The 19,329-nt window shown below is 70.3% G+C and carries 20 protein-coding genes; 5 read left to right on the top strand and 15 right to left on the bottom strand.

Going from position 1 to position 19,329, the window contains the following annotated elements; all coding sequences use genetic code 11:
- Positions 1–185: 185 nt before the first annotated feature.
- The 7 genes from VFW66_10845 to VFW66_10815 are packed head-to-tail and all read right to left on the bottom strand — an operon-like array spanning position 186 to position 6,411.
- Positions 186–1,232 (bottom strand): low specificity L-threonine aldolase, encoded by a 1,047-nt coding sequence (locus VFW66_10845; GenBank protein HEX5387190.1) that lies wholly within the window; start codon positions 1,230–1,232, stop codon positions 186–188.
- The gene (locus VFW66_10840) at positions 1,229–1,591 is read right to left on the bottom strand and encodes a VOC family protein (protein HEX5387189.1); all 363 of its coding nucleotides are present in this window, start codon (positions 1,589–1,591) and stop codon (positions 1,229–1,231) included. Before VFW66_10840 ends, VFW66_10845 begins: the two co-directional genes overlap by 4 nt.
- Positions 1,588–2,718 (bottom strand): PLP-dependent transferase, encoded by a 1,131-nt coding sequence (locus tag VFW66_10835; protein HEX5387188.1) that lies wholly within the window; start codon positions 2,716–2,718, stop codon positions 1,588–1,590. The genes VFW66_10840 and VFW66_10835 overlap by 4 nt, the downstream gene beginning before the upstream one ends.
- Before the next feature lie 6 nt (positions 2,719–2,724).
- A complete protein-coding gene (locus tag VFW66_10830; protein ID HEX5387187.1) occupies positions 2,725–3,228 on the bottom strand; it encodes a DUF4112 domain-containing protein in 504 nt (167 codons plus the stop codon).
- The gene (gene queG / locus VFW66_10825; GenBank protein HEX5387186.1) at positions 3,228–4,766 is read right to left on the bottom strand and encodes a tRNA epoxyqueuosine(34) reductase QueG; all 1,539 of its coding nucleotides are present in this window, start codon (positions 4,764–4,766) and stop codon (positions 3,228–3,230) included. Before queG ends, VFW66_10830 begins: the two co-directional genes overlap by 1 nt.
- On the bottom strand, positions 4,763–6,154 hold the full coding sequence (locus tag VFW66_10820) for an NAD(P)/FAD-dependent oxidoreductase (GenBank protein HEX5387185.1): 1,392 nt from the start codon (positions 6,152–6,154) through the stop codon (positions 4,763–4,765). Before VFW66_10820 ends, queG begins: the two co-directional genes overlap by 4 nt.
- Positions 6,151–6,411: a hypothetical protein gene (locus VFW66_10815; GenBank protein HEX5387184.1), complete on the bottom strand. Its 261-nt coding sequence runs from the start codon at positions 6,409–6,411 to the stop codon at positions 6,151–6,153. The genes VFW66_10820 and VFW66_10815 overlap by 4 nt, the downstream gene beginning before the upstream one ends.
- Before the next feature lie 43 nt (positions 6,412–6,454).
- Here VFW66_10815 and VFW66_10810 point away from each other — a divergent pair, with 43 nt between their 5' ends.
- From VFW66_10810 to VFW66_10795, 4 genes are read left to right on the top strand one after another with little or no spacing between them, the layout of a single operon-like run.
- On the top strand, positions 6,455–7,603 hold the full coding sequence (locus VFW66_10810; protein HEX5387183.1) for an aminotransferase class V-fold PLP-dependent enzyme: 1,149 nt from the start codon (positions 6,455–6,457) through the stop codon (positions 7,601–7,603).
- The gene (locus VFW66_10805) at positions 7,600–8,343 is read left to right on the top strand and encodes a TIGR00730 family Rossman fold protein (protein HEX5387182.1); all 744 of its coding nucleotides are present in this window, start codon (positions 7,600–7,602) and stop codon (positions 8,341–8,343) included. The genes VFW66_10810 and VFW66_10805 overlap by 4 nt, the downstream gene beginning before the upstream one ends.
- 10 nt (positions 8,344–8,353) lie before the next feature.
- Positions 8,354–9,514, top strand: a complete 1,161-nt coding sequence (gene speY, locus VFW66_10800; GenBank protein HEX5387181.1) for a deoxyhypusine synthase — start codon at positions 8,354–8,356, stop codon at positions 9,512–9,514.
- Positions 9,511–11,088: an MFS transporter gene (locus VFW66_10795; protein HEX5387180.1), complete on the top strand. Its 1,578-nt coding sequence runs from the start codon at positions 9,511–9,513 to the stop codon at positions 11,086–11,088. The genes speY and VFW66_10795 overlap by 4 nt, the downstream gene beginning before the upstream one ends.
- Positions 11,089–11,452: 364 nt before the next feature.
- Here the strand turns inward: VFW66_10795 and VFW66_10790 are convergent, their stop codons facing one another.
- From VFW66_10790 to VFW66_10775, 4 genes are read right to left on the bottom strand one after another with little or no spacing between them, the layout of a single operon-like run.
- Positions 11,453–11,803, bottom strand: coding sequence for a metal-sensitive transcriptional regulator (locus VFW66_10790; protein ID HEX5387179.1), 351 nt, complete (start codon positions 11,801–11,803; stop codon positions 11,453–11,455).
- A 3-nt stretch (positions 11,804–11,806) separates the two neighbouring features.
- Entirely contained in the window at positions 11,807–14,053 is a 2,247-nt protein-coding gene (locus VFW66_10785; GenBank protein ID HEX5387178.1) for a heavy metal translocating P-type ATPase, read from the bottom strand.
- Positions 14,054–14,055: 2 nt separating this feature from the next.
- Positions 14,056–14,439 (bottom strand): cupredoxin domain-containing protein, encoded by a 384-nt coding sequence (locus tag VFW66_10780; protein ID HEX5387177.1) that lies wholly within the window; start codon positions 14,437–14,439, stop codon positions 14,056–14,058.
- Between the two features lie 18 nt (positions 14,440–14,457).
- Positions 14,458–14,664 (bottom strand): cation transporter, encoded by a 207-nt coding sequence (locus VFW66_10775; GenBank protein HEX5387176.1) that lies wholly within the window; start codon positions 14,662–14,664, stop codon positions 14,458–14,460.
- A 246-nt stretch (positions 14,665–14,910) separates the two neighbouring features.
- Between VFW66_10775 and VFW66_10770 the strand changes: the two genes are divergently transcribed.
- Positions 14,911–16,452, top strand: a complete 1,542-nt coding sequence (locus tag VFW66_10770; GenBank protein ID HEX5387175.1) for a hypothetical protein — start codon at positions 14,911–14,913, stop codon at positions 16,450–16,452.
- Here the strand turns inward: VFW66_10770 and VFW66_10765 are convergent.
- From VFW66_10765 to VFW66_10750, 4 genes are read right to left on the bottom strand one after another with little or no spacing between them, the layout of a single operon-like run.
- Positions 16,424–17,296 carry a cytochrome c oxidase assembly protein gene (locus VFW66_10765; GenBank protein ID HEX5387174.1) on the bottom strand — a complete coding sequence of 291 codons (873 nt, stop codon included), beginning with the start codon at positions 17,294–17,296 and terminating at the stop codon, positions 16,424–16,426. The genes VFW66_10770 and VFW66_10765 overlap by 29 nt on opposite strands.
- Positions 17,297–17,300: 4 nt before the next feature.
- Positions 17,301–18,341: a copper chaperone PCu(A)C gene (locus VFW66_10760; protein ID HEX5387173.1), complete on the bottom strand. Its 1,041-nt coding sequence runs from the start codon at positions 18,339–18,341 to the stop codon at positions 17,301–17,303.
- 56 nt (positions 18,342–18,397) lie between these two features.
- Positions 18,398–18,592, bottom strand: coding sequence for a hypothetical protein (locus VFW66_10755; protein ID HEX5387172.1), 195 nt, complete (start codon positions 18,590–18,592; stop codon positions 18,398–18,400).
- 11 nt (positions 18,593–18,603) lie between these two features.
- Positions 18,604–19,305: an SDR family NAD(P)-dependent oxidoreductase gene (locus VFW66_10750; GenBank protein HEX5387171.1), complete on the bottom strand. Its 702-nt coding sequence runs from the start codon at positions 19,303–19,305 to the stop codon at positions 18,604–18,606.
- Between the last annotated feature and the right edge of the window lie 24 nt (positions 19,306–19,329).

The raw sequence follows: 19,329 nt of genomic DNA, 5'->3' as shown, positions 1-19,329 counted from the left end.
CGCGCGCTCGCCGATCGCGCGCGCGAGGTCCGCCACCGCCTCGGCCGGGGCCCGAGCCCGTACGACTACGCCGGGGATTGCGCGGCGCATGGCCCGCGGCCGTTCGAGACATACGGGATGGAGCAGCAGGGACAGATCGTGGAGGATTGCTTCCGCGGCGATCCGCTGGCGCGCGAGCTGTCGCCCTACCGGCCGCCTGAGACGCGGGCCGCCCGCACCGCCGAGCCGATCGCGTCGGCGAACGCATCGACGTCCGGCTCCGAGGTATCGAACGACGTCATCCAGCGGACCTCCGACGTGCGCTCGTTCCACACGTAGAACCTGAACGTCTGCTGCAGCAGCTGCACGGCCGCCGCCGGCACGATGGCGAAGACGGCGTTGGCCTCGACCGGCTGCGTGATGGTGATGTCCTCGACGGCCGACGCACGCTCCGCGAGCCGCCGCGCCATGGCGTTGGCACAGCGCGCGTTGCGGAGCCAGAGGTCGTCCGTGAGCAGCGCCTCGACCTGCGCCGAGACGAAGCGCATCTTCGACGCGAGCTGCATTCCCTGCTTTCGGAGGGCGGGAAAGTCGCGCGCCAGCGCCGGGTCGAAGAGCACCACCGCTTCGGCCGCGAGCCCGCCGTTCTTGGTCCCGCCGAACGAGAGCACGTCAACACCGACGTCCGCCGTGAGCGCGCGGAGCGGCAGCCCGAGACCCGCCGCGGCGTTCGCAAGCCGGGCGCCATCCATGTGCACCCGAAGCCCGTGTGCCCGCGCCGCGTCGCTGATGGCGCGCAGCTCGGCCGGCGTGTACACCGTGCCATACTCGGTGGCTTGGGTGACGGAGACGACGCGCGGCATCACCTGGTGCGGATAGTTGACGCCCTGCACGCGGGCGGCCACGTCCTCGCCGGTGAGCTTGCCGCCGCGTGAGCGCACCGGAAGCAGCTTGCTGCCGGTGAAGCGCTCGGGCGCGGCGCACTCGTCCTCTTCGATATGGGCGATGTCGGTGCAGATCACCCCCTGGTATGGCGCGAGCATGGTCGAGAGGCCGAGGACGTTCGCGGCGGTGCCGCCCCAGACGAAGAACACCTCGACCTCTGGCCCGAACTGCTCGCGTACGCGCGCCGCGGCCCGCGCGGTGACCTCATCGTCGCCGTAGGCGGGCGCGCGGCCGGCGTTGGCGCGGGAAAGCGCGTCGAGCACGAGCGGATGCACGCCCGCGGTGTTGTCGGACGCGAAGTCCTTCACGCCGGAGTACGCGCGTCCCAGAGAGCGAAGATGTTGCCGTCGGGATCGGCGATCATGGCCATAATGCCGAACTCCTGCTGAGTCGGCTCGGCGATGAAGCGCACGCCGCGCGCGTGCAGCCGCTCACAGAGCTCGACCAGCTCCGGTACATGGAAGGTGACGCCGGTATGTCGCCCCACGAGCGCCTTGGCGTCCGCGTGCACGGCCGGGTGCACGCCCAGGTGCGGCTCCTCGTCGAGAAACTCGGCGCCGAACGCACCGCGGCGAGCGAGGGTGAGCCCCAGGTCCTCCTCGTAGAATTTGATGGCGCGGTCAATGTCGTGCACGAACACGGCCACGCTGTGCATGGCGCGGATCATCGGGGTGGGCCCAGTGCGGCGGCCAGATCCTCGACCAGATCGTCGGCATGCTCGAGCCCGACCGAAACGCGCAGGAGCCCTTCGGGTGCGCGGGTGCGCGGGCCCTCGACGGACGCGCGGTGCTCGATCAGGCTTTCAGGGCCGCCGAGACTGGTCGCGCGGGTGAACAGGCGGAGGCGGCCGGTGAGCGCCATCGCCTCGGCACGGCCGCCGCGCACCTCGAACGAGAGCATTCCGCCGAAGCCGCCGGTCATCTGTCGCCTCGCAACGGCGTGGCCCGGATCAGCGTCGAGCCCCGGGTAGTGCACGGCCGCCACCGCCGGATGCGCCGCGAGGCAGCGCGCCACCGCGAGCGCGTTGGCCGAGTGCGCCCGCATGCGCCATGGCAGCGAACGGATGCCGCGCAGCACGAGCCAACAGTCAAAAGGCGATGCGACCGCGCCACCCTTGGTCTGGACCAGCCGGATCCGCTCAAAGAACGCGTCGTTTTCCCGGGCGACGAGCGCGCCGCCCAGCACGTCGCTGTGACCGCCCAGGTACTTGGTCGTCGCGTGCATCACGAGATCGGCGCCGAGCTCGAGCGGCCGGGTGAGGAGCGGCGTGGCCCAGGTGTTGTCGCACGCAACGCGCGCGCCGGCCCGGTGCGCCACATCGGCGATGGCCGCGACATCGGTGATGCGCATGAGCGGATTCGACGGCGTCTCGAGCCACACGAGGCGCGTCGTGGGACGCGCGGCGCGCGCCAGCGCAGCCGGGTCGGTCATGTCGACTTCGGTGTGCTCGAGCCCCCACCGCGCGAAGAGATCCTCCAGCAGCTTGAGCGTGCCGTAATAGACGTCCTGCGGCACCAGCACGTGGTCGCCGGGAGCGAGGGCCTGGAAGACGGCCATGGTCGCCGCCATGCCGGAGGAGAACGCGGCGGCCGCGGCGCCCGCCTCGAGCCGGCAAAGGCACTCCTCGAGCGAGTGCCGGTTGGGATTGGCATCGCGCGCGTACACGTAGCCGCCGGGGTAGGAACCGTCGGCGGCGCGCTCGAACGTGGTCGAGAGGTGGATCGGGAGCGTCACGGCCCCGGTTGCCGGATCGGCGCGCTGCCCGGCGTGCACGGCGAGCGTCTCGAATCGCATGGTCGCTCAAAGAATGTGAGAGAGTCCCGCAAGATACCTGACCAGGAAGGCCGCGCCCACCACGGCCGCGACGGCGAGCAGCAGCACCGCAATGAGCACCGCGGCCACGAGCCGGCGGCTCGGCGCGCGCGCCTTCTCGGGCTGGCCCAGATGCCGGCGCAGGAGCGCCAGGTTCATCGCGTCGGACTTCCATGCGAAGTCGAAGAGATCACCGATGCCGGGCACCGAGCCCACGATGGTATCCATCGCGATGTTGCCGAGCATCCTGAGGAGCATGCTGCGCGAAACGCCGAAGCGCGCGGCCTCGACCACGATCCAGCCCGAGATCGCCGCGCCGATCGCGTCGCCTACGCCCGGCACGAGGCCGAGCAGCGGATCGAGGCCGATGCGGAAGCGGGTGAAGGGGATGCGGACGGCGTTGTCGAGCAGCCAGCTTGCGCGCTCGAGGCGCTGGTATCGACGCAGCTCGGGGGCGCCGAGCGCGGGGGGCGCTTCGGCAGGCTCGGGCACTATGCGGAGGACGATGCGGCCGGCGCCGGGCCGGCGGGGAGGTGGCGCACCATCAAATGGTCGTCCTGCTCCTCGTCGCCGATGCGGAACTTGACGCTGCCGGCGATGGAGAAGCTCGATTTGCCGTAGAACGCAATCGCGCGCGCGTTCTGTTGCCAGACGGTGAGCCAGAGCAGGGCGCCGCCGCGCGCGGCCGCGTGCTCGACGGTCGCCCGCATGAGCGCCTGCGCGATGCCGCGCCCGTGCCACGGGCGGTCCACGTAGAAGCGTGCGAGCTGAACCGGGGCGCCGGGCGCAAGAGCCGGCCCGGGCGACGGCCATGCGGGCGAGGGCAGCGCAGGCGATGTGCGTGAGGGCAATGCGACCGGCGGCGCGCACCCGTCGCGCAGCAGGGCGAAGCCCGCGAGCGCGCCGCCCAATTCGACGAGGAGACAGCTGTTCCGCGGATCGGCCAGCTCGGCTGCCTGCTGGCGCTCGCCGTAGTTCTGGGCGACGTAGCCGTCGACATTCACCCCGGGCATGTCGGCCGCGTACGTCTCGACAAACGTGCGCGCGCCGAACTCGGCGAGACGTTGCGCGTCGGTCGGTTCGGCCGCGCGGATCACCGGCGTGGACGCCACGCTCTCGAGCGCCGCGCGGACGTTGCGCCGCATCCCAGCGAGTCCGGCCCGCTCGAGCGGCGTGTCGCCGAAGCGCTCGGCGAACTCTGACTCGTCCATCCGCTCGAATATGTCCGGATCGAGCTCGCTCGCGGCGATACGCGGACGGAATTCGGCCACGCCGGTCTCCGTCGCGAACCGCTCGTTCCAGGGACATACGTCGTTGCAGATGTCGCAGCCGAACGCCCACCCCGAGAGCCGCCCGGTCAGGCCGGCCGGAATGGGGCCCTTCTGCTCGATCGTGAGATAGGAGATACACCGCGTCGCATCGAGCACGCGCGGCTCGGCAAGCGCGTTCGTCGGGCACGCATCGAGGCAGCGCGTACAGCTGCCGCAGCGGTCCATCTCATAGGGAAGATCCGGCTCGAGCGGGAGGTCGGTGCATACCGAGCCGATGAAGAAGAACGAGCCGGCGTCCGACCGGATGAGCATCGTGTTCTTGCCAATCCAGCCGAGCCCGGCACGCTGCGCCAGCTCGCGCTCGGGCACGGGGCCGGCATCGGCAAAGCAGCGGGTGAACCCGGCGCCGTGCTCGCGGAGGTATTCCGCCAGCAGCTCGAGCCGGCGCACCGTAGCCCGGTGGTAATCGGTGCCGCGCGCGTACCGCGCGATGCGCGGCGCCCGCGCATCGGACGGGCGATCGGCCGAGTAGTAGTTATCCAGCACCACGACCACGGACCTCGCCGCGGGCGCGATGCGCTGCGGCGCCTTTCGCCGGGCGGCCTGCCGATGCATGTAGCGCATCGTGCCGGCGTAGCCGTTGGCGAGCCAGCGGTCGAGCGCGTCGCCGCGTGCGCTGGGTGCGAGGTCGGTCACGCCGCACGCGATGAAGCCGAGCTCGAGCGCGCGGGCCTTCACGCGCTCCGGCGCCAGCCTCACGGAGCGCTGCGCGTGAGCTCGCGGGGCGTCATCGAGAGCTCGCGGAGCGGCTCGGTCGGCGTGCCGCCCCCGAGCTCGCCCGTGATGAGCCGAGCGCCGCGCCGGTAGGTGAGGTACGACCATGCCCACTCCAGCATGACGAGCACCCGATTGCGGAACCCGATCAGGAAGAAGATGTGGACGAAAATCCAGAGGAGCCACGCGACGAAGCCGCCGAATCCGAGCTTCCAGATATCCGCTACCGCGTGCCCGCGCCCGATCACGGCGAGCTGGCCCTTGTTGAAGTAGTGGAACGGCGGGCGACCAGCCGTGCCGCGTGTCTCGCGCCGGATCAGCTTCGCCACGTACTGGCCCATCTGGATTGCGACGGGCGAGATGCCCGGCAGCGGTTCCGGCGTATCGTGCTGGAAGTGGGCGGCGTCGCCGAGGACGAAGACCTCGGGATGGCCCGGAATGCTGCAATCGGCTTCGACGATGGCGCGGCCCTGGCGGTCGAGCGGCGTGCCGAGCGTCTTGAGCAGCGGACTCGCCATGTTACCGGCGGCCCAGATGACCGTGCGGGTGGGGATGACCTCGTCGCCGGCGCGCACGGACCAGGGCTCGACGTCGCGCACCATGGTGCCGAGCCGCACGTCGACCCGCAGCCGGCGAAGCTCGGCCAGCGCGCGCTCGCTCAGCCTCGGGGGGTAGCTCGCGAGGAGCCGCGGTCCGGCCTCGACCAGCACGACGTGCGCGTCGGGGGGATTGATATGCCGGAAGTCGCGCCGCAGGGCGAAATTGCGCACCTCCGCCACTGCGCCCGCCATCTCCACGCCGGTGGGGCCGCCGCCCACGATCACGAAGGTGAGATACGCCTGCCGGAGCGCCGGCACGGCTTCGCGCTCCGCCTGCTCGAAGGCGAGCAGCACTCGCTTCCGGATCTCGAGCGCGTCCTCGATGCTCTTGAGGCCGGGAGCGAGCGGCTCCCATTCGTCGTGCCCGAAGTACGAGTGCCGAGCGCCGGTGGCGACGATGAGGTAGTCGTAGTCGAGGCTGGTGCCGTTCCCGAGCAACACTTCACGCGCCGCGGCGTCGATCGAGACCACGTCACCCAGCATCACCTCGGCGTTGCGCTGCCGCCGGAGCACCGAACGGATCGGATTCGCGATGTCGCTCGGGTTGAGCGCCGCAGTGGCCACCTGGTAGAGCATGGGCTGGAACAGATGGTGATTGCGCCGGTCCACCACGGTGACACGCACCGGCGCGCCCTTGAGCCCCTTCGCGGCGTACAGTCCGGCGAACCCGCCGCCCAGAATGACGACGTGCGGCCGGCTGTCGATCGAACCCCGCGCAAGCGTGCCGCTCGATATACGGCTCCGCGCTCCATCACTCGCCCCTATGAGCCTCACAGACCCATCGTCTCCCGGCGCCAGCGGGCAAAGCGGATGACGTCGTCCGCCGGCGGCACCGCATTGTCATCTCCGTAAGCGGTGTGCATGCGCCACCGCAGGTACGTCCGGTCCGGCAGCGGAAGCCATGGCGCGCGCTCCCACCAGTCTCGCCGCCGGAAAGCCCACGCCGTCTTGAGCAGATCCGCCGCCAGCCTCGGCCGGATGGCCGCATGCCCGGCCAGGCGCAGCGTGAGCGCGGTCCAGGACGCTCTCATGGCCTTAAGATAATCCCGTCGCGTGGGGTATATTCCGCACCCTATGGTTGCCGCTCCGCTGCATGCGCCCCGGCGGCGGCAGTACCGGGACGACTTCCCGATCTTCCGCCACTCGGTCTATCTCAACAGTTGCTCGCTCGGCGCGCTCTCGCGCCGGTCGCGCGAGCGGGTAACCGACTACCTCGACCTCTGGGAGCGGCACGGCGCCGCGGCATGGTACGAGATCTGGTGGTCGGCGCTCGCCGATCTCCGGGGGGGCTACGCCCGCATGGTCGGCGCCCGTGCGGCGGACGTGGCGCTGCACCCGAACATTTCGTCCACGCTCACCGCCGTCGCCGAATCGCTCGACTACCGACTTCGCCCGCGAGTCGTGGTGACGAGCCTCGACTTCCCCACGATCAGCTATCAGTGGCTCGCCAAGCGGAGCGAGGGTGTGGACGTGGTGGTGGTGGAGAGCCCGGACGGCAACGAGGTGCCGCTCGACGCGATCGAGCGCGCGGTCGATGGGCGCACCGCGCTCGTCGCCACGAGCCACGTCTTCTTCACCTCGGGCGCAGTCCAGGATGTCGCCGCGCTCGCCCGCATCGCGCACCGTCGCGGCGCGCTGCTGCTGGTGGATGGCTACCAGGCCGTCGGGCAGGTGCCGGTCGACGTGGCGGCGGCAGGCGTCGACTTCTACTGCGCCGGCGGACTCAAATGGCTGCTCGGCGGGTCGGGGATCGCGTTTTTGTACGTACGGCCCGATCTCGTGCAGGAGTTCGCGCCTCGGGCTGCCGGCTGGTTCGGCGACCGGGACCAGTTCCGCTTCGATTCGCGCGCGTTGCACCCGCACGACGACGCCCGCCGCTTCGAGGCGGGCACGCCGGCGGTCGCGTCGGTGTACGCGCAGCTCGGCGGGCTCGAAGTGCTCGAGGACGCGGGACCGGATGAGGTGCGCCGGATCACCGGCGAGCTGACCGACGATCTGGTTGAGCAGGCGCGCGCGGCGGGCCTCGCGCCGAAGGTGGCGGCGAGCGCCGCGGCGCGCTCCGCCATCGTGATGCTGCCGCGCGTCGATCCCGCCGCCGACGTGCGGCGCCTGGCCGAGGCTGGCATCGTGGCCGACGCGCGGCCCCGCCACGTCCGGGTCTCGCCGTACTTCTACAACGTGCGCGACGACCATCTCGCGCTGCTGGAGCTGCTCACGTCATGACCGCGAACAAGATGACCAACACGCCGTTCCGCGCGAGCGGCGATAACCGGCGTCCGACCGAGGACGAGGAGCTGCTCGACAGCCGCCAGCCCGCCGAGCGGCCGGACGCGCTCCGGAAGACCGATCCGTGGCGGGTGCTCCGCATCATGGGCGAGTTCGTCGAGGGGTTCGACAGCCTTGGCGACGTGCAGGACGGTGTGACCATCTTCGGCTCGGCGCGCACGCTGCCGGCCGACCCGCATTACGGCGCCGCGGTCGAGACCGCGCGGCTCCTGGCTCAGGAGGGCATCCCCATCATCACTGGCGGCGGCCCCGGGATCATGGAGGCGGCCAACCGGGGCGCGATCGAGGGTGGGGGGCTGTCGATCGGCTGCAACATCGAGCTGCCGTTCGAGCAGGGGACCAATGCCTACGTCACGCGTGCGATCAACTTTCGTTTCTTCTTCGTCCGGAAGATGATGTTCGTGAAGTACTCGACCGCGTTCGTGGTCTTTCCCGGGGGCTACGGGACGCTCGACGAGCTGTTCGAGGCATTGACGCTCATCCAGACCGGGAGAGTCAAGCACTTTCCGGTCGTGCTCTTCGGCCGTACGTACTGGAGCGCGTTGGTCAACTGGCTGAACCACACCGTGGCGGCGGAGCGGAAGATCAATATCGGCGACCTCGAACTCTTCCACGTCACCGACGATCCCGCCGAAGTGCTGCGAATCGTGACCCGGGCGCGCGCCGCCAAGGATTGAGGATGCGATCGTGACCCGCCCATCCGCGCAGTACCTCCGCGGCCAGCGGATCGAGCCCCGCGCGGTGACGGGCACCGAGACGGCGGCCGACCTCATCGACAACGCGTTCCTCGCGTACAACGCGGGGCGGCTGCGCGAGGGCTGCCAGCTCTTCGTCGAGCGCATGCTGGCACCGGACGCCACCGTCGGCATGAGCCTCACCGGCGCGATGACGCCGGCCGGCCTCGGCATGAGCTGCCTGGTGCCGCTCATGGAGGCGGGGTTCGTCGATTGGATCATCTCGACTGGCGCCAATCTGTATCACGACGCCCACTTCGCGCTGGGCCTCGCGATGCACCGCGGCACGCCCCACGCGGACGACGTGGAGCTGCGCGACCACGGCGTGGTGCGGATCTACGACATCTTCTTCGACTACTCGGTGCTGCTCTCGACCGACAAGTTCGTGCGCGAGGTATCAGCGCGCGAGGAGTTCCAGCGTCCGATGGGCACGGCCGAATATCACTGGATGCTCGGCGGCTACCTGCTGGAGCGCGAGCGCGCGGTGGCCGCGGCGCGCCGCTCGGTGCTCGCCGCCGCGCATGATCTGGGCGTTCCGATCTACACCAGCTCCCCCGGCGACAGCTCCATCGGCATGAACGTGGCCGAGCAGGCGCTGGCGGGCAGCAAGCTCCGGTTCGACGTGAGCGCCGACGTGAACGAGACGGCGGCCATCGTGCTCGAGGCCAAGCGGAGCGGCGGCAAGAGCGGCTGCCTCATCGTAGGTGGCGGCAGCCCCAAGAACTTCATGCTCCAGACTGAGCCGCAAATCCAGGAAGTGCTCGGCATTGACGAGCGGGGCCACGACTACTTCCTGCAGATGACCGATGCGCGCCCCGATACGGGCGGACTTTCCGGCGCCACGCCGGCCGAGGCGGTGAGCTGGGGGAAGATCGATCCCGATCAACTTCCGGGCACGGTGGTGGTCTATGTCGACAACTCGGTCGCGCTCCCGCTTCTCACCGCGTACGCGCTCAACCGGCACGAGCCGAGACAGCTCAAACGGCTCTACGGCCGGCGGGACGCGATGCTCGCGCGGTTGATCGAGGAATATCGGGCGGCGCTCGCGTTTCGTGACCGGCGCGCCGACGAGTCGATGGCGGATGCGGAGGCAGCAGCGGGGGAACACCCGTGACCTGGTACCGGTGGTACGCGCTCGGGCTCCTCTCCGTCCTCAACATCCTCAATTACGTAAGCCGCAACATCCTCTTCGCGCTCTTCGAGCCGATCAAGCGCGACTTGGCGCTCACCGATACACAACTCGGCTGGCTCGCGTCGGCGTACGTGCTGGTGTTCTCGATAGCGGTGTTGCCGTTCGGCGTGGTAAGCGACCTCCGGTCGCGCCGCGCGGTGGTGGTAGGCGGCGTGGCGCTCTGGAGCACCGCGACGGTGCTGAGCGGGTTGGTGGAGGGATTCGGCCAGCTCTTCGTTTGCCGCGCTGCGGTGGGCATCGGCGGGGCCGCTTTTCTTACAGCCGCTACCTCACTCGCGGCCGACTACTTCCCCGGCAAGGGCCGCGCGCTCGCCATGGGCGTGCTGGCCGCGGGCCTTGCACTTGGCGGCGGCCTGGCGTATTGGCTCGGCGGCCATCTCGAGGTGATCTATGGCTGGCGCGCCGCGCTGATGGCGGTCGGGCTGCCGGGGTTCGCCGGCGCGGTGCTGGCGGCGCGGCTTGCGGAGCCGGTGCGGCCTCCGGCCGCAATGCCGCTGCGCGAGTACCTGCGGAGCCTGGGCGTCGGCGCGTCGGCCGTGCTCAGCCAGTGCATCCCGCTCGCGGTCGGCGTTGCGATCGGCACCGTGGCCGCCGTGGTCCTCGATCGGGTCTACGGCGCCACGTCCAAGGCGGACGTCGCGGCACTCGGCGCCGCAGTGGGAATCGGGCTCGCGCTCAACATCCGCTCGTGGGTGAAGCAGAGCCGGGCCGCGGCGCGCGCGGGCAAGCTCGTGCCGGTGCAATCGGGCGAATCATATGTCCCGGCGATGTTGGGCACCGCGGCCGGCGGCCCCGGCCCGCTGGGCGACCTCATGCGCGCCGCGCAGGCGGTGCTCCGCACGCCGACGCTGGTCTACGTGTTCATCGCGGGCGCGCTGGTCTCGTTCGGGCTCAACGGACTGCTCGCCTGGGCACCCTCGCTCGTGGCGCGCGTGTTCGGGCTCACGGCCGGCGCCTTTGCCGACCTGCTGGGCGTGCCCGGACTCGCGGCGGGCATTCTGGGCTCGATCGCCGGCGGCCTGCTGGCCGACTGGATGCGGCGATACACCGACCGGGGCCGCGCGCTCACCGTGTCGATAGGCTTGCTGATCGGCGGACCGCTCGCACTCTGGCTGCTCGGGATCCGCGACCTCGACGTGTTCGTGCCGGTCTTCTGCGCGGCGTTCTTCTTCCTCACGTGGTTCAACGGGCCGATCACCGCCGTCATTTTCGACGTGGTGCCGGCGCGGATCAGCGCGACCGTTGTGGGGGCGTATCTTCTGTTCATTCACCTCGCGGGCGACACGATTTCGTTTCCGCTCATTGGCGCGCTCTCGGATCGATTCGGGATCGAGCGGGCGGTGTTCCTGCTGCCGGCGGTGGCGGTGGTGGGCGGGATCCTGATGCTCGCCGCCGCGCGTACGGTGGGATCGGACATGCGGCGCGCGCGGGCGCAGGAGGAAGCGACGAGCGGCCGGGTGCTCAGGCCGAGTCCGCCGTCCAGTTCTGCAGCGTGAGGCCGGGGACGTGATCGTCCGGCCGTCCGCTTGCAACTCATTGTCAGAGACCTTGCAGATAACTCGTGACCTCTCGGGTCGCGATCTCGCGCGTGCGCCGCTACGGATACGTGGTCACGCGCGAGACGCTCGAAGGTCTGCTCGGCCCAGTGCTTGGCGCCGCTCTATGCAGAGATCTGCACGATCTGGCGATAGGTGCTACGGCTCTGGCCGTCGCGCTCGAGCTCGACCACGCCCTCGCGTCTCACCTCACAGGCCTGTAGCTTTCCGGGCCGGCCTGCTCCGCCGCTATTCGACCCCATCCAAGACGCACCGGAAGCGGCGCCAGCGCTGTGCTGTCCGCCGGTCTACACGTGCAGCCGCCCTACCGCGCGTTCCGATACACCAGATCCAGCAACTCCTCGTACATTGCCTCCGCGCGTTCCGGCTCGCCCGAGCGGATGGCCGTGCTCGCGCAGTGGCGCAGGTGATTGTGCAGGAGCGCGCGGCCGGCGCCGCGGAGCGCCTCCTGCACGCTCGACACCTGGGTCAACACGTCGGCGCAGTAGCGCTCCTCCTCCACCATCCGCTGGAGCCCACGCACCTGCCCCTCGATCCGGCGCAGCCGAGTGAGCACCGACTGCTTCACGTCCGGATCGAGTGCCACGGCGTGCGTGCCATCGCCCGGGCGGAGGTCCGCCGCGCAGGGACACGCCGGGATCGTCGAGTCCGACATCGCTCAGCTCCTCAGTCTCAGGCTGTTGGTCACGACACTCACGCTGCTCACCGCCATCGCCGCGGCCGCGAACGCCGGCGTGAGCTGTACGCCGAAGGCCGGGTATAGCACGCCCGCCGCGATCGGAATGCCGATCACGTTGTAGATGAACGCCCAGAAAAGATTCTGCTTCATCACCCGCAGAGTCCGGCGCGAGAGCGCCACCGCATCCGCCACGCCGCCCAGATCGCCGCGCATGAGCGTGACGGCGCTGGTCTCCATCGCGACATCGGTCCCCGTGCCGATGGCGATGCCCACGTCCGCGCCCGCGAGTGCCGGGGCGTCGTTGAGCCCGTCGCCCACCATCGCCACGACGTTGCCTTTGGCGCGGAGCCGCTCCACCTCCGCCAGCTTCCGGTCCGGCAGCACCTCGGCCACGACCCGGTCGATACCGACCTGGCGGGCGACGGCGTCGGCAGTGCGGCGGTCGTCGCCGGTGAGCATGACCACGGCGAGCCCCATGCCGCGAAGCCGCGCCACGGCATCGCGGCTCGTGGGCCGGATCGGGTCCGCGATCGCCACGACTCCCGCCAGCCGGCCATCCACCGCGACGTAGACCGGTGTCGCTCCATCCTCCGCCATCGCGGCGGCGTGCACGTCGAGCGGGGTCAGCTCCGCGGCCGTCTCCTCGATCGACCGCGCGGCCTTCGCGTGCTCCTCCGCAAGCGACCGGTTGCCCAGCACCACATCGTGCCCCGCAACCCGTCCCACAACCCCTCGCCCCGGCTCGGCCGCAAACCGCTCCGGGTCCTCCAGGGCGAGCCCGCGTTTGCGCGCCGCGGCGACGATTGCTTCAGCCAGCGGGTGCTCGCTCAATTGCTCCAGCGACGCCGCGAGCCGGAGCCCTTCGTCGTCCAGCTCGATTCGGGTCACCGCCGGCCCGCCTTCCGTAATCGTGCCGGTCTTGTCCAGCACCACCAGGTCGACGTCCCCAGTGCGCTGCAGCGCTTCGCCGCCGCGGATGAGCACGCCGAGCTCGGCGCCTCGGCCGGTGGAGACCATCACCGCGGTCGGTGTCGCGAGCCCCATGGCGCATGGGCAGGCGATGATGAGCACCGTGACCGCCGCAACGAGCGCGTGCAGGTGCCGAGGTGCCGGGCCCAAGTCGAACCAGATGACGAACGTGGCAATCGCGATCGAGATCACCACGGGGACGAACACCGCCGAGATCCGGTCGGCGAGGCGCTGGATGGGGGCCTTGGAGCCCTGCGCCTCGCGCACGAGGCGGATGATGCGCGACAGCACCGTGTCGGCGCCCACGCGAGATGCGCGGATGCGGAGCGCCCCGTTCCGGTTGATCGTGGCCCCGGTGACCTCGCTCCCGGCGGACTTCGCCACCGGCAGCGGCTCGCCGGTGAGCATCGATTCATCCACCGTGCTGGTGCCGTCGAGCACGACGCCGTCCGTCGGGATCCGCTCGCCGGGCCGGACCAGGAGCTCATCTCCAACCCGCACGTCGGCCAGCGGCACCTCCAGCTCGGCGCCGCCGCGCACCACCCGCGCGGTATCGGGCCGGAGTCCGATGAGCCGCCGGATCGCATCCGAGGTGCGGCCCTTGGCGCGCGCCTCGAGCAGGTTGCCCAGGAGAATGAGCGCCACCACCCACATCACGACCTCGAAGTACACGTGAGGCACGAGCCCGCGGGCGCGCACCCACTCCGCCCCCACCGTCATGAAGACGCTGAAGACGAACGCGGCTCCGGTCCCGACCGCAATGAGCGTGTTCATGTCCGCGCTGTGGTGCCGGAACGCCGCCCACGCACGGGTGTAGAAGTGCCGGCCGCTCCAGAACACCACGGGCAGCGTGAGCGCCAGGAGGAACCAGCGGCCCAGCTCGGCCGAGGGCCCGCTCTGGTTTTCCATGAGGGGCATGCCCATGCCGGCCGCCAGCACGGCGATGGCGATCGTGACCCAGAACTTGAGTCTGAGGTCGGCCGTCTCCCCGGCGCGCTCCGCATCCTGCGCTTCCATGAGCGACTCGATGCTCGCCTCGGGGCGGGGCAGCTCGGCGCCGTAGCCGGTGCCCCGAATCGTCTCGACCAACCGCTCGGGCGACACCGCCCTGGGGTCGTAGTCCACCCGCGCCGTGCCCGTCATCAGGTTGACGGCCGCGCGCTCGACGCCCGGCGTCTTTTCGAGGGTGCGCTGCACCCGGGCGCTGCACGCCGCGCACGTCATCCCGCCGACGGGGATCTCGCACGTTTCCGCCATGCTCAGCTCTCCGCCTCCTCCGCGATGATCTTTCCTCGCACCATCCCCATGCCGCACTCGAAGCCGTAGCTCCCGGGCGCGCGCGGGGTGAACTCGACGCTCGTGGTCTGGCCGGTGGGGAGAAAGCGCCGGATCCCGAACTCGGGCAGCACCACTTCTTCGGTGCAGGAGGATCGGTCAGTTCGATGGAAATCGAGCTGCACCGGCTCGCCCGCGCGGACCCGGATGGCCGAAGGCGAGTACGAGTTGTTCACCTCGATCCGGAAGCGCTGCGGACCGGCTGCGGAACCCGCTGCAGCAGCTTCACCTGCGAGGAGAAAATACCAGTTGACCCAGAGAATGGCGGCGAGGCCGGCGAAGGTGACTACGAGCTCTGCTGTCGTCATGCTGTCCTCCGAGTGCGCTCATTCTGCGGCCGGGGGATAACCGGCTTCCGCGAGTGCGACCTCGATCCGACCTTCCTGGATCACCGACTCGTCGTAGCGGAGCTTGGCGCGCCCGATGTCGACTGAATCGACCTCGACTCCGGGGAGCGCGGAAAGCGTGCGTCGGACGGCCTCCACACAGTGGCCGCAGCTCATGCCTTCGGGATGGAGTGTGAGACTGGTCATCGTGTGCCTCGATCGCTGGGGTTAGCATTCACCGGTCCCGAGTCTAGCATAGGGGGTAGGGGTATGTCAACAGATCGGAAGAGCGATCCCAGGCCGGTCCGGTCGAGCCGGCCTGACATGCCGGCAGTACGCACAGCAGACCCCGCGAACCGCACGGCGCGATTCGCCCTCCTCGTCCGAAAGCTCTTTCAGCCAGTGGGTTAGAGCCGGCTCCGCCTCGGCATGCCTCCTGCTCGACCGCGAGACATGCCCCGCGACGCACAACCCGCCGAGTCGATCCCACTCATTCCGCTGCTCCGGCCCGGCGAAGCCGTGGCCGACCCGGTCGTGCTCGCGACCTGGCACGAGGCGCTCGCGGATTCGGTCTCCCAGGAACTCCCGCACGACCTTCTGGCCCTCTGGCTCTACCCCGCGTCCGGCGGCGTGGTGCTGCTGGGTCCCGAGGCGCTGGCGCAGGATCATCTCGACGTCCCGCTGCCCCGGCCGCGGCTCACGCAGGCTGCTGCCGACGAGCTGGCCGATGTCGTGCGGCGCGCGTATCCCTCGGTCGTGTGCGTGCCGGTGTCGTTCAGCTCGGCCGACGTGGGGCTGTTGCTCGTGGCCGCGCTCCAGCCGGGGCGCTTCGGCGACGCGGAACATGCGCTCGTGGGACGGCTCGCCGAGGCGATCGCGCCGACCTTGAGCCGCGCGGCGTTTCAGTGGACGCCGCCGGGCGCCGTACAGGCGGAGGCTGAGCCCGCGTTGCTGGACGAGGTGGTGGGCGACGTGACGGCGGGATGGACCGAGGCGCGCTCGCCGAAGGACTTCGTTTCGCTGCTCTCGCGCGCGGTGCAGCGCATCGTGCTGCACGACCGGCTCGAGGTGTTGATCCCCGGCCCGGCGCCCGGGCAGCAGTATCGGCTCGGCTCACATGCAGGCGGGCCGCCCTGGGCGGAGCCGTCGCTCATCGTGCCGCGGGAGACGCTCGACTTGGCGGTGCTGGCGGGCCCCGAAGGGCAGGCGGTCGTCGCCGACCTCGCGGTACCCCGTCCCGCGGTGTCCGATGGCGCCGCGCGGTGGCCCGAGGGATTTCTCGCCGAGGAGTTGCCCGAAGGGCAGACGATCCGATCGCTGCTCGTGGTGCGCGTGTGGTCGGGCGGGCGGCTAATAGCGCATCTCCTGGCCGGCGGCGCCGCTCCGGGGCTGTACCAGGCGGAGGATCTCGTGGCTCTCTCCGAGGTGGCGCGGCTGGTGGCGCCTCGGCTCGAAGGGTACGTGCTGAGCTCCCAGCTCTACACGCTGCGCAAGCAGCTCGGGGCGCTTCGAAGCGCGCCGGAGCACCTCGCCCGCATCGCGGACATGCTCGCGACCACACCTCGCTTCGCGGAGGCGACGCAGCGGCTCTCCGAGGAGGTGCGGGCGATGTTTCCCTGCGATGGACTCGCGTTCGCGATCCGCTTGAGCGAGGGAGATCGGGTGGTGATGGTGCCGCCGGGGGAGACGAGGCATCTCGCGGACCTGCCGCTCGTGCCGATTGCGGGAACACCACTCGGAGAACTACTTAGGGGCGACCTTGCGGACGCCATGACGGAGAGCAGCACGGAAACTGTCGTGATGGTGCCCATGCGCGCGGCGGGGCGCGTGCTCGGCGCCCTCGTGCTCGCCGCGCGGGGACGGGGCGCGATCGGCCGCGGGGATGTGCCGCACGCCCAGCAGGTCGCCGATCTCGTGGCACCCTACGTCGAGCTGATGCGGCGGACGGCGATGCTGCCGGCGCCGTTCATACCCGGGTGGAAGCGGGTCGGCTGACGGCCAGTCGGCGCGCCTCCTCCTCCCGTTCCGCTTCGCCGCTCCACCGGAAAAACACTATCCCCATCGCCAGCCAGATGAATGGGTCGGCCGCGAGCTTCATCAGGATGCCCGCGGTCTGCTGGTCTTGCAGCGCGCCGATGCCATAGACCCTTGGCGCCAGCTCGAAGATCGAGTACGCGGGATAGTCCGAGAAGGTGAGGAACGCGGCCGGCGCGGTCGGAATGATCGTGGTCGCGAACAGGTAGCCCATCTTGAGGAGCGGGGCGAGCCGGCTCACGTCGTCGGGTGCTACGACGGGCCACCAGAGGAGAAGCCCCGACGCGAGCCAGGCGAGGTCGATCACCATGTTGCCCAATTGCTGAGCCATGAGCCCGTCCACCAGGCTCGGAACGTGGGTGACGACGATGATGACGTCGTAGCCGATGAGCGCCACGAGAGGCCGCACGGCGAATCGGAGCACGGCGCCGATGGCGCCGCTCCGGGCAAGCCGGCGCCACGACGCGGGCGGCACGCCGAGTAGAAGCAGCGGCGCGGCGACGAAGTTGAGCAGCAGGTACTGCACGGTGTGCACGCTCACCAGGTATCCGGCGCCGAGCGGACCCAGGGGCCAGTCGAGCGCGGCCCAGAGCGTCGCGAGACCCAGCGCAAACGCCACAGTGTTCCAGCCGTTGGCCGCGCCCGGCTCGGCATTGCGTTCGCCGCCGGCCGCGCCGGCCCGCGCGTCCGCCCGGCGTAGCCGGACGTAGCGCCAGAGCACGACCGCGATGAGGAGCCACACGCCGGGGTAGGGTCGCCAGATCCACTCCCATGGCGTCGCACTCGCCGAGCACCACCACTTCATCGCGTCAGTCGTCCTCTCCGTATGGGTGCACCGGGGCCTCGACGGTGAGCGAGCCCGCCCCCTCGAACGTGAGCGTGAGCTGCACCGTGTCGCCCGGCGCGAGCGGCCGAGCGAGGCCACTCAACATGAGATGCGCCGCGCCCGGTGAAAGCACCAGCGATTTCCCCGGCTCGATCGTGAACGGCCCCGCGGGCACCATGCGCATGACGTTGCCGGCGCGGCGCTCCTGGTGCAACGAGACCTGTCGCGCGCCGACGGCCGACACCGAGACGAGCGTAAGCGGCACGGTGCCGGCGTTCCGTACCCGGAAGTACCCGGCCGCGACGTCGGCGCCCGGGGTGGCCAGCACGCGCGCGCCGGTCACGTCCACCAGAGGTCCGGCGGGAGACGCGGCGCTCGATGAGGCGGATGCGGTCACGTTGGCCAGCTTGGGCAGGTCGTGCGCCCAGTCCGATTGTCGGGTGCCGAAGGGATACATGGCGTGCGCGCGATTGTCAGGGGCGTAAGCGATCACGTACGCCGCATGCCCGACGGTGTATTCGGCGGAGTCACCGGTACCGGCGGTGCCGGTGGCCGCGACCGTGCTCGCCGGCGCGGCATCCGCGGAGTCGGCGCCCGGCACCTCGCGCGCGGCCGGCGGCACGCCCGCGGCATCCTCGGCGCGCCGGATATCGTCGTCGGTGCCGGTGAGCCCGATGAACGTGGGGTCGAACCCGTCGAGCCAGCGGCGCAGGTGCTCCGGCGTGTCGCGCGCGGGATCGGTGGTCACGAAGACGACGCGCATGCGCTCGGTCACCCGCGCCGGGAGCTTCTTCATCACGGCCGCGATATTGGCCATGTGCACCGGACAGATGTCGGGGCAGTTGGTGTAGCCGAAAAAGAGCAGCGTGAGATAGCCGTCGGTGCGGGCGCGAAAAGGAAATCGGATGCCGTCGGTAGCGGTCAGAGTGAAGTCGGGCTTCACCCGCGGTGGGATCAGCTCGGTGCCGTAGAGGCCGCCGGGGGAAAGACGTGGATCCTCCGGCTTGCAGCCGGCGGCAGCCACCGCCAGGCCGGCGCCGAGCGCCAGCGCAACGATTCTGGAGATACAAGGTAAAGCGGTCACAGTAGTTCGTGGAATGCGGTTTCGCCGGTCTCGAACATGCGGCGCAGGTAGGGGCGGCAGAGCCCGCACTGTGCGCCGCAGCCGGTCTCCCGCATCAGCGCCTCGAGATCCCACCCGGCGCGCCGCGCGAGCGGGAGCAGCCGCGCGAACGGCATATCCCGGCAGATGCACTTCGAGACGGTGATGGACACGTGCAGTGGAGCTATGGATTGGTCGGCCGGATGTCCAGCTCGCTCACCAGCGCGCGCTCGGGGAGCGCCAGCGCGTGGGCGATCGTGGCGGCGACGTCCTCGGGTTGGAGAATCCGGCTGGGGTCGGACTTGAGAAGGGGATGCCCGCGAATCATTGCGGTGTCGACCGAGCCCGGGCAGACGGCGATCACGCGCACGTTCTCCTTCCGCACCTCGAGCATGAGGGCCCGACTGAAGCCGAGCACGCCGTGCTTGGACGCGGCATAGGCCGAGCCGCCGACGAAACCATGGCGCCCCGCGAGGCTGGCCACGTTCACGATGGCACCGTGGCGGCGCTCCCGCATGCCGGGCAGCACCTCACGCGTCATGAGATAGAGCCCGCGCAGGTTGGTGGCCATCGTGGCGTCCCAGTCGGCGAGCGTCAACTCCTCGAACCGCTTGACGATGGCGACGCCGGCGTTGTTGATGAGCGCATCGACGCAACCGAGTGCCGTGGTGACGGTGGAGACGATCGCGTGCGCATCGGCCTCGCAGGCCACATCGCCCGCGTGTCCGGCCGCGCGGATGCCGGCGGCGCCCAGCTCCTCGACGAGTGCATCCATCTTGGCCCGCGTGCGGGCGCACACGCCCACCTGCCAGCCGCCGTAACCAAGGGCGAATGCGGTGGCGCGACCAATGCCTTCGGTGGCACCGGTGACGAGACAGATGGGCATGCGGGAAGATAGTCGGGCGGACTG

The organism is Gemmatimonadales bacterium, from assembly GCA_036279355.1.
In the GTDB taxonomy this organism is placed as follows: Bacteria; Gemmatimonadota; Gemmatimonadetes; order Gemmatimonadales; family GWC2-71-9; genus DASQPE01.
The sequence above is the reverse complement of the archived record's forward strand: the minus strand, read 5'-3'. Positions and strand labels throughout refer to the sequence as shown.

Excerpts from the sequence above, each read along its gene's own strand:
- VFW66_10785 (HEX5387178.1), bottom strand. The coding sequence starts at position 14,053 with ATGGCGGAAACGTGCGAGATCCCCGTCGGCGGGATGACGTGCGCGGCG.
- VFW66_10775 (HEX5387176.1), bottom strand. The coding sequence starts at position 14,664 with ATGACCAGTCTCACACTCCATCCCGAAGGCATGAGCTGCGGCCACTGT.
- VFW66_10840 (HEX5387189.1), bottom strand. The coding sequence starts at position 1,591 with ATGATCCGCGCCATGCACAGCGTGGCCGTGTTCGTGCACGACATTGAC.
- VFW66_10780 (HEX5387177.1), bottom strand. The coding sequence starts at position 14,439 with ATGACGACAGCAGAGCTCGTAGTCACCTTCGCCGGCCTCGCCGCCATT.
- VFW66_10790 (HEX5387179.1), bottom strand. The coding sequence starts at position 11,803 with ATGTCGGACTCGACGATCCCGGCGTGTCCCTGCGCGGCGGACCTCCGC.
- VFW66_10815 (HEX5387184.1), bottom strand. The coding sequence starts at position 6,411 with ATGAGAGCGTCCTGGACCGCGCTCACGCTGCGCCTGGCCGGGCATGCG.
- VFW66_10810 (HEX5387183.1), top strand. The coding sequence starts at position 6,455 with ATGGTTGCCGCTCCGCTGCATGCGCCCCGGCGGCGGCAGTACCGGGAC.
- VFW66_10805 (HEX5387182.1), top strand. The coding sequence starts at position 7,600 with ATGACCGCGAACAAGATGACCAACACGCCGTTCCGCGCGAGCGGCGAT.
- VFW66_10765 (HEX5387174.1), bottom strand. The coding sequence starts at position 17,296 with ATGAAGTGGTGGTGCTCGGCGAGTGCGACGCCATGGGAGTGGATCTGG.
- VFW66_10835 (HEX5387188.1), bottom strand. The coding sequence starts at position 2,718 with ATGCGATTCGAGACGCTCGCCGTGCACGCCGGGCAGCGCGCCGATCCG.
- VFW66_10770 (HEX5387175.1), top strand. The coding sequence starts at position 14,911 with ATGCCCCGCGACGCACAACCCGCCGAGTCGATCCCACTCATTCCGCTG.
- VFW66_10750 (HEX5387171.1), bottom strand. The coding sequence starts at position 19,305 with ATGCCCATCTGTCTCGTCACCGGTGCCACCGAAGGCATTGGTCGCGCC.